3 protein-coding genes are annotated in these 7,586 nt (G+C 70.2%); all 3 read right to left on the bottom strand.

The window, feature by feature from the left end:
- Positions 1-1,914 (bottom strand): glycosyltransferase family 2 protein (locus ACYVE9_RS10740; protein ID WP_461027548.1); only part of this gene is annotated, 1,914 nt, incomplete at its 3' end.
- 306 nt (positions 1,915-2,220) lie between these two features.
- Positions 2,221-7,191 (bottom strand): NAD-glutamate dehydrogenase, encoded by a 4,971-nt coding sequence (locus tag ACYVE9_RS10745; RefSeq protein WP_461027549.1) that lies wholly within the window; start codon positions 7,189-7,191, stop codon positions 2,221-2,223.
- Positions 7,192-7,226: 35 nt separating this feature from the next.
- Positions 7,227-7,400, bottom strand: coding sequence for a hypothetical protein (locus tag ACYVE9_RS10750; RefSeq protein ID WP_461027550.1), 174 nt, complete (start codon positions 7,398-7,400; stop codon positions 7,227-7,229).
- Positions 7,401-7,586: the final 186 nt, after the last annotated feature.

Consider the following 7,586-nt stretch of genomic DNA (forward strand, 5'->3'; position numbering starts at 1 on the left):
GTCCGCCGACTCGGCGGCGTCGCGTGCCGCGGCACCTCGTTCCGCGGCCTCGCGTGCGGTCAGCGGCAGCACCAGCGCGGGCCGCCAGGTCTCGCTCTCCGGCGGTCGCAGCGAGACCAGCAGGTTCGACCGGTCCCGGGCCGCGGTGACGTCGGCGAGCGGAACCCTGGCCACCACCACCGTGCGGTCCGAGGTGGTCTTCTCCACCTCCACCGGGTAGTCGTGCTCCAGCTGGTGGCGCACGTGCCGCATCCGCAGCGCGCAGCCGTCGGGCAGCCGCCCGTGGTAGGCGAGCCGGATCTCGACGTGGTCGTCGAGGAAGCGGTGCGAGAGGAAGCGGGCGCGGACGTGCTCGACCTTCAGCCGCAGCCGTCCCCGGACGAAGAGCGGCACCAGGCGCACCCGGTCGCTGACGTAGTGCACGGGCGGGTGGCTGCCGGTCCCGAACGGGCCCGGGTTGAGCGCGCCGCGGCGCAGCAGGCCCCGGCTGAGGTTGCCGATGGCGAACCTCCAGGTGCCTTCCGTCCACCGGCCGCGGCTCTTGAGCTTCGCGGCGTCGAGGGTGAACTCGAAGCCCGACCAGTCGTAGGAGTAGCGGGCCTGGCCGGACTCCGCGGTGGCGTGCGGCGCGTAGGTCGTCCGGGCGGGCTGGACGAGCGTGCGCCGGGTCTTGCTGTTGCGCAGGCCGATCACCTTGCGCGACATGCGGCGCTTGTGGACGTTGAGGTTGTTGATGTACGAGTAGCCGGTGACGCGGAGGCGGTCGCCTTCCCAGCGGATGTCCGACACCTTGCTGCGCAGCGAGAGCTCCTGCCGCAGCCGGTAGACCTTCTTCGGAACGCCCAGTTCCTTGTCGCCGAAGTACGGGTAGCGCGCGTACCGCCGGAAGCGGCGCACCACGGGAATGCCGCGCACGCTCTTCTTCTCGTAGGCCAGCACCTCCAGCAGCTCGTCGAGTCTGCCCTCGCGGATGAGGTGCCACTTCAGCCGCATGATGGCGGGCAGCGTGTCGGTGACCCGCGGGTCGACGCGGCTGAGGAAGTCGCCGGCGACCTTCATGAAGAGCTCGCGGAACTCCTGGTCGGCCTCGGGCAGCACGTTGATGAAGATGCGGATGTCGCTGCCCAGCGCGGACTTGTCGTACCAGCGCTTGTAGCGCGCGTACTCCCGGCCGCCCTGTTCGGCGAGGAAGCGGCTCACCGAGTCGACGGCCGCGACCCGGTCGCGGACGGCGTTCAGCTCGGTGCGGCGCTGCGTGATGGACGGGCCGCCGCTGTCGCGCTGCCGCCAGTAGTAGATGGGCTCCTTGAGGATGTCCACACTGCGCGCCCGGAAGTGGGCCGGCAGGGTGAGCGGGATGTCCTCGTAGAGCACGCCCTCCGGAAAGGCCATGTCGTGGCGGTCCCAGAAGTCCCGGCGGAAGACCTTGTTCGGGGCGAGCCGGTCGTAGATCAGCGACTGGTCCCGGGTGATGTGCGTCTTCAGCCGGGTGGTGGCCATGGCAGTGCGGTGCATGGGCGACTGCTCGGTGCCGGTGGACCGCAGCAGGAGCACGTTGCCGGAGAGCAGGTCGGACCCGGTCTCGTCCAGGGTGCGCACGCACAGGGCGTAGGCGTAGTCCGGGATGATGTCGTCGCTGTCGACGAAGGTGAGGTAGTCCGCCTCCGGGTTGCAGTGCCGCACGCCGGTGTTGCGGGCGTGGCCGAGACCGCCGTTGGACTGCCGCACGAGCCGGAAGCGTTCGTCACGGGCGGCGAACTCGGCGGCGATCTCGGCGCTGCTGTCGGTGGACCCGTCGTCCACCATCACCACCTCGATGTCCCGCAGAGTCTGCACGGCGAGTGACTCCAGGCACTCCTCCAGGTAGGTCTCCACGTTGTAGAGCGGAACCACAACTGAGAGCCGAAGCGCCATAAGACGGAACAACCTTCCTCAAAACGACAGCAATATGCCGGATTTTATCGCACTGATTGTCAGTAATAACGACCGGGCGACGGGCTGTCGCCCCGCCTACCCCGCTGCCGCGACCGGGCACCTGAACGTGCCCACCAGGAGTCAAGAGGCCAGAACAGGCGATCGCGTTCCGCATTTTTGTTCACAGAACGGCAAAGTGCGGTACGGACGGCGTTCACCCCGCCGGGTGGACACGCCGGAGCCGGGGGCCCGACGCCTTCGCGTCGAACCCCCGGCTCCGTGTGCGCCGTCCGGTCGGTGCCGCCGTCAGCGGTTGCTGCGCAGCAGGGTGCGCATGGTGCGCATGGCCACCGAGAGGTTGGCGAGATCGAAGATGTCCGAGGACTTGATCTCGTCGAGCGTCGCCCGGGCCCGGCCGAGCACCGCCGCGTTCTTCTCCTCCCACGCCTTGAACTGCTGTTCGGGTGACGCCCCCGCGTCCCCTGCCGCCAGCACGTCCGCGGTGAGCAGTTGGTGCGCCGCGTAGAGGTCCTCACGAATGGCGGCACGGGCCATCGACTGCCAGCGGTCGGCCCGCGGCAGCTCGCTCACCCTGTCCTGCAACTGGCTGATGCCCAGCCGGTCGGCGAGGTCGTAGTACACCTCGGCCACGTCCATCAGGTCCCGGCCGGTGCGTTCGGCGACCGCCACGATGTCCAGCGTCGGGAACGCCGCCGAGAACCCGGCCACCCGCTGCGCCAGTTCGGCCGGCACCCCGGCAGCCTCCAGCTCGTCGTGCAGCGTCCGGTACCAGGCCTGGTCCTCGCCCGTCAGCAGCCCGGGCAGCTCCCGCCACACCGTCTCGACCCGCTCCTGGAAGAAGGAGATCGTCTCCGACAGGTGCAGCGGCTGGGGCCGGTTGCCCAGCAGCCAGCGGGTGCCGCGCTCGACCAGCCGCCGCAGGTGCAACCGGATCCGGGTCTGCACGTCGGCCGCCACGACGTTGTCCAGCGCCTCCACGTCGTCCCACAGGGAGGACATGCCGAAGATGGTGCGCGCCGCGGTGTGCGCCCGCACGATCTCCTCGATCGACGCCCCCGACTCCTCCCGCAGCCGGTGCAGGAAGGTGGTGCCGCCGGTGTTGACCGTGTCGTTGACCAGCAGCGTCGTCACGATCTGCCGGCGCAGCGCGTGCTGGTCGATCTCGGCGGGGAACCGCTCGCGCAGCGCCTTGGGGAAGTAGGCGTGCGCGAGCTCACGCAGGTACGGATCGTCCGGCAGGTCGGTGCCGACCAGCGCCTCCGTCACGGTGATCTTGGAGTAGGCCAGCAGCACCGCGAGTTCGGGCTGGGTCAGACCCTGGCCGTTGGCCAGCCGCTCCTTGATCACCCGGTCGGAGGGCAGGAACTCCAGCGCCCGGTCCAGCCGGCCGGCGCGGCCCAGCGCCCGCATGAAGCGGTGGTGCGCCTGGAGCAGCCCCGGTGCCGTGTCCAGCGCGTTGGCCAGGGCGACGTTCTGCGCGTAGTTGGTGCGCAGTACCAGCTCGGCGACCTCGTCCGTCATCTCGGCCAGCAGCGCGTTGCGCTGCTTGACGGTCATGTCACCGTTGGCGACGACCGCGTTGAGCAGGATCTTGATGTTCACCTCGTGGTCGGAGGTGTCCACCCCGGCGCTGTTGTCGATGGCGTCGGTGTTGATCCGGCCGCCGTTGACCGCGAACTCGATGCGGCCGAGCTGGGTGAGGCCGAGGTTGCCGCCCTCCCCCACGACCTTGCAGCACAGGTCGCGGCCGTCGACCCGGATGGCGTCGTTGGCCTTGTCGCCGACGTCGGTGTGCGACTCGGTCGACGCCTTCACGTAGGTGCCGATGCCGCCGTTCCACAGCAGGTCCACCGGGGCCTTGAGAATGGCCTGCATCAGCTCGGCCGGGGTCAGCTTCTTGACGCTCGCCTCGATGCCCAGTGCCTCCCGGACCTGGGCACTCACCGGGATGGACTTCGCCGTCCGCGGGTAGACGCCGCCGCCGGCGGACAGCAGCGAGGTGTCGTAGTCGGCCCACGACGAACGCGGCAGCTCGAACAGCCGGCGGCGCTCGGCGTAGGACGTGGCGGCGTCCGGTGACGGGTCGAGGAAGACGTGCCGGTGGTCGAAGGCCGCGACCAGCCGGATGTGCTCGCTGAGCAGCATGCCGTTGCCGAAGACGTCACCGGACATGTCCCCGATGCCGGCGACGGTGAACTCCTGCGTCTGGGTGTCGTGCCCCAGCTCGCGGAAGTGGCGCTTGACGGACTCCCAGGCGCCGCGGGCGGTGATGCCCATGCCCTTGTGGTCGTAGCCGGCCGAACCACCGGAGGCGAATGCGTCCCCGAGCCAGAAGTCGTACGAGATCGCGACCTCGTTGGCGATGTCCGAGAACGTCGCCGTGCCCTTGTCGGCGGCGACCACCAGGTAGGTGTCGTCCCCGTCGTGGCGCACCACGTCGGCGGGCGGCACGACCTCACCGCCGACCAGGTTGTCGGTGATGTCCAGCAGACCGCAGATGAAGGTGCGGTAGCAGGAGACGCCCTCGGCCAGCCAGGCGTCCCGGCCCTCGGCCGGATCGGGCAGCCGCTTGCCGACGAACCCGCCCTTCGCGCCGACCGGCACGATGACGGTGTTCTTGACCTCCTGCGCCTTCACCAGCCCCAGGATCTCGGTGCGGAAGTCCTCCCGCCGGTCGGACCAGCGCAACCCACCGCGGGCGATCTTGCCGAACCGCAGGTGCACGCCCTCGACCCGCGGCGAGTACACCCACACCTCGTACTCCGGGCGGGGCGCGGGCAGGTCCGGGATGGCCTGCGGGTCGAGCTTGATCGAGACGTACTCGTGCAGCTCGCCGTCCCGGTTCCGCTGGAAGTAGTTGGTGCGCAGGGTGGCCTTGATGACGGTGAGGAAGGACCGCAGCATGCGGTCCTCGTCGAGGTTGGCCACCTGGTCCAGGGCGCCGTCCAGCTCCTCCAGCAGCCCGTCCGTCAACTCCCGGCCCGCCCGCTGCCGTGCCGGGGCGAGCCGTGCCTCGAAGAGGCTCACCAGCAGCCGGGTGGTGTGCACGTTCTTCCGGAGCGTCTCCTCCATCGTGCTCTGGCCGAACTTCGCACCAGCCTGCCACAGGTACTTGGCGTAGGCGCGCAGCACCATGGCCTGGCGCCACGTCAGTCCGGCGGCCAGCACGAGGGCGTTGATGCCGTCGTTCTCGGCCTGCCCGTTCCACACCGCGGCGAAGGTCTGCTGGAAACGCTCGCGGGCGTCGTCACCGAGGCCGTGCACGTGGTGGGAGGGCAGCCTCAGACCGAAGTCGTAGATCCATGACCTGCTGCCGTCCCCCGACCGCAGCTCGTAGGGCCGCTCGTCGACCACCTCGACGCCCATCGCCTGCAGGATGGGCAGCACCGCCGACAGCGACACCGGCCGGCCGGTGCGGTAGATCTTGAACCGCCGCTCACCGGCGGCGGCGCCCACCGGCTCGTACAGGCTGAGCCCGAAGTCCTCGCCGCCCTCGCTGTGGTCCAGCTCCTCCAGGTGCTGGATGTCCGCGACGGCGGCCCGGGGGGCGAAATCCGCCTTGTAGCCCTCCGGGAAGGACTGGCTGCCGTAGCGGTGGGCGAGCTCGGCGGCGTGCTCCTCACCGCACTCGGCGACCAGCGCCTCCGCGAAACCGTCCGCCCAGGAGCGGGCCGCTTCGGCGAGCCGGTCCTCGATGCGGTCCGCGTCGGCCTCTCTGAGCGGCTCCAGCTCCGTGCCGGGCTCGACCCGGATCACGAAGTGCAGCCGGGACAGCACCGACTCGGTGTTCCAGGCGGTGAAGTCGACGCTGGTGCCGTTGAGCTCCTCGGTGAGGATGTCGATCAGCCGCAGCCGCACGGCCGTCGTGTAGCGGTCGCGCGGCAGGTAGACGAGCGCCGAGTAGTAGCGGCCGTACTCGTCCTGCCGGAGGAACAGCCGCAGCCTGCGGCGCTCCTGGAGGTACAGCACCGACGTGGCGGTGGACCGCAGCTCGTCGACGGGGATCTGGAACAGCTCGTCGCGCGGGTACGTCTCCAGGATCTGGAGCAGGTCGCGTCCGTCGTGGCTGTCAGGGGTGAAGCCGGCGGCGGACAGCACCGCCTCGACCTTGCGGCGGATCACCGGGATCTGCCGGACCGTCTCCACGAACGCGGAAGCGGCGAACAGCCCCAGGAAGCGGCGCTCGCCGACCACGTTGCCCTCGGCGTCGAACTTCTTCACCCCGACGTAGTCGAGGTAGGAGGAGCGGTGCACGGTGGCGCGACTGTTGGCCTTCGTGAGGACCAGCAGCTTGTGCTCGCGGGCCTTGGCACGGGCGCCCCGGGTCAGCCGGTTGAAGGACGGCGAGACGGGGTGGCCGTCGTCGGTGGCACGGTGGCTGGGGTCGGCGCGCAGAATGCCCAGGCCGGTGCCCGGCACCGGCTTCAGGACGTCCTCGGCGCCGTCGGAGTCGGCGGGCACGGTGTCGAGCGCGTACTCGCGGTAGCCGAGAAAGGTGAACCGGTCGTCGGCCAGCCAGCGCAGCAGCTCGGCGGCCTCGGCGACCTCGGCGGTGTCCAGGTCGTCGGTGGGCTCCTCGGGCAGGCTCTCGGCGATGGTCAGCGCCGCGCTGCGCATCTTCTGCCAGTCCTCGACGGCCTCCCGCACGTCGGAGAGCACCCGGCGCAGGTCGGTGGTGATCTGCTGGAGGTCCTCGCTGTCGGTCTCCCGGTCGATCTCCACGTGGATCCACGACTCGGTGACGGCGTCCGGCGGCAGCTCCTTGGTGCCGTGGGAGGCGGCGGGGGACAGCGGGTCGCGCCCGGCGTCCAGCACCTCCAGCATCCGGCCCGTGACGTCGCGCCGGACGATCACCTGCGGGTGGATGACGATGTGGATGCCGCGGCCCTGCCGGGACAGCTCGTTGGTGACGGAGTCGACCAGGAACGGCATGTCGTCGGTGACGACCTCCACCACCGTGTGGGTGCAGGTCCAGCCGTTCTCGTCGACGGTCGGGGTGTAGACCCGGACGTTGGCGGTGCCCTGCGGCCTCTCCTGGGCCAGCCGGTGGTGGGAGAGCGCGGCACCCAGCACGTCGACCGGGTCCCGGTCGGTGAGGTCCTCCGGTGCGGTGTGCAGGTAGTAGCGCTGGAGATAGGCGTGGAGTGCCTCGGCGTCGAGGCCCTGCACCGGGAGGCTCCCGGTGGGACTGCCCTCAGCGACCTGGGCTGCTCGTACGAGCTGTTCGGCCTTTGCTTCGTCCAGCTTGTTCTGCATGTCCTCTGGCTCCTGTCGCGCGCCGTTGCGTGACGTCAGATGGGTGGGGCCCCGCGCCACCGCACGGCGGGCGCACACGCCCGCTGCTCGGCGGTGGCGTCCGGCCTGGAGAAACGTCCAGCATCACCCCGGGCGCGGCTGCGCTGCGGGCTGGGTTCGGGGAAGGCTTCGTTGCCGAGGTCCCCGTCCACGGATATCGCGCTGAACACGTACGCAAGGCTATCGTCCCGCCGGGGGCAGCCGTCATGAGCCGTTTGTGTACAAAAGCAGGGCGGTAAGTTTGACGTTCTGGACAGCGGCAATGCTCTGATGTTTGCGCTGCCCGCCCGGCGCCCGGGCGTGTCGGCGACGGGCGTGGCCGGTGTGGCGGGCAGCGGGCGTGACGGCGGCGGGCG

It is taken from the genome of Streptomyces sparsus (assembly GCF_054776295.1).

What these genes read in the sequence shown, in the direction of transcription:
- ACYVE9_RS10745 (WP_461027549.1), bottom strand. Translation starts at nt 7,191, where the DNA reads ATGCAGAACAAGCTGGACGAAGCAAAGGCCGAACAGCTCGTACGAGCA.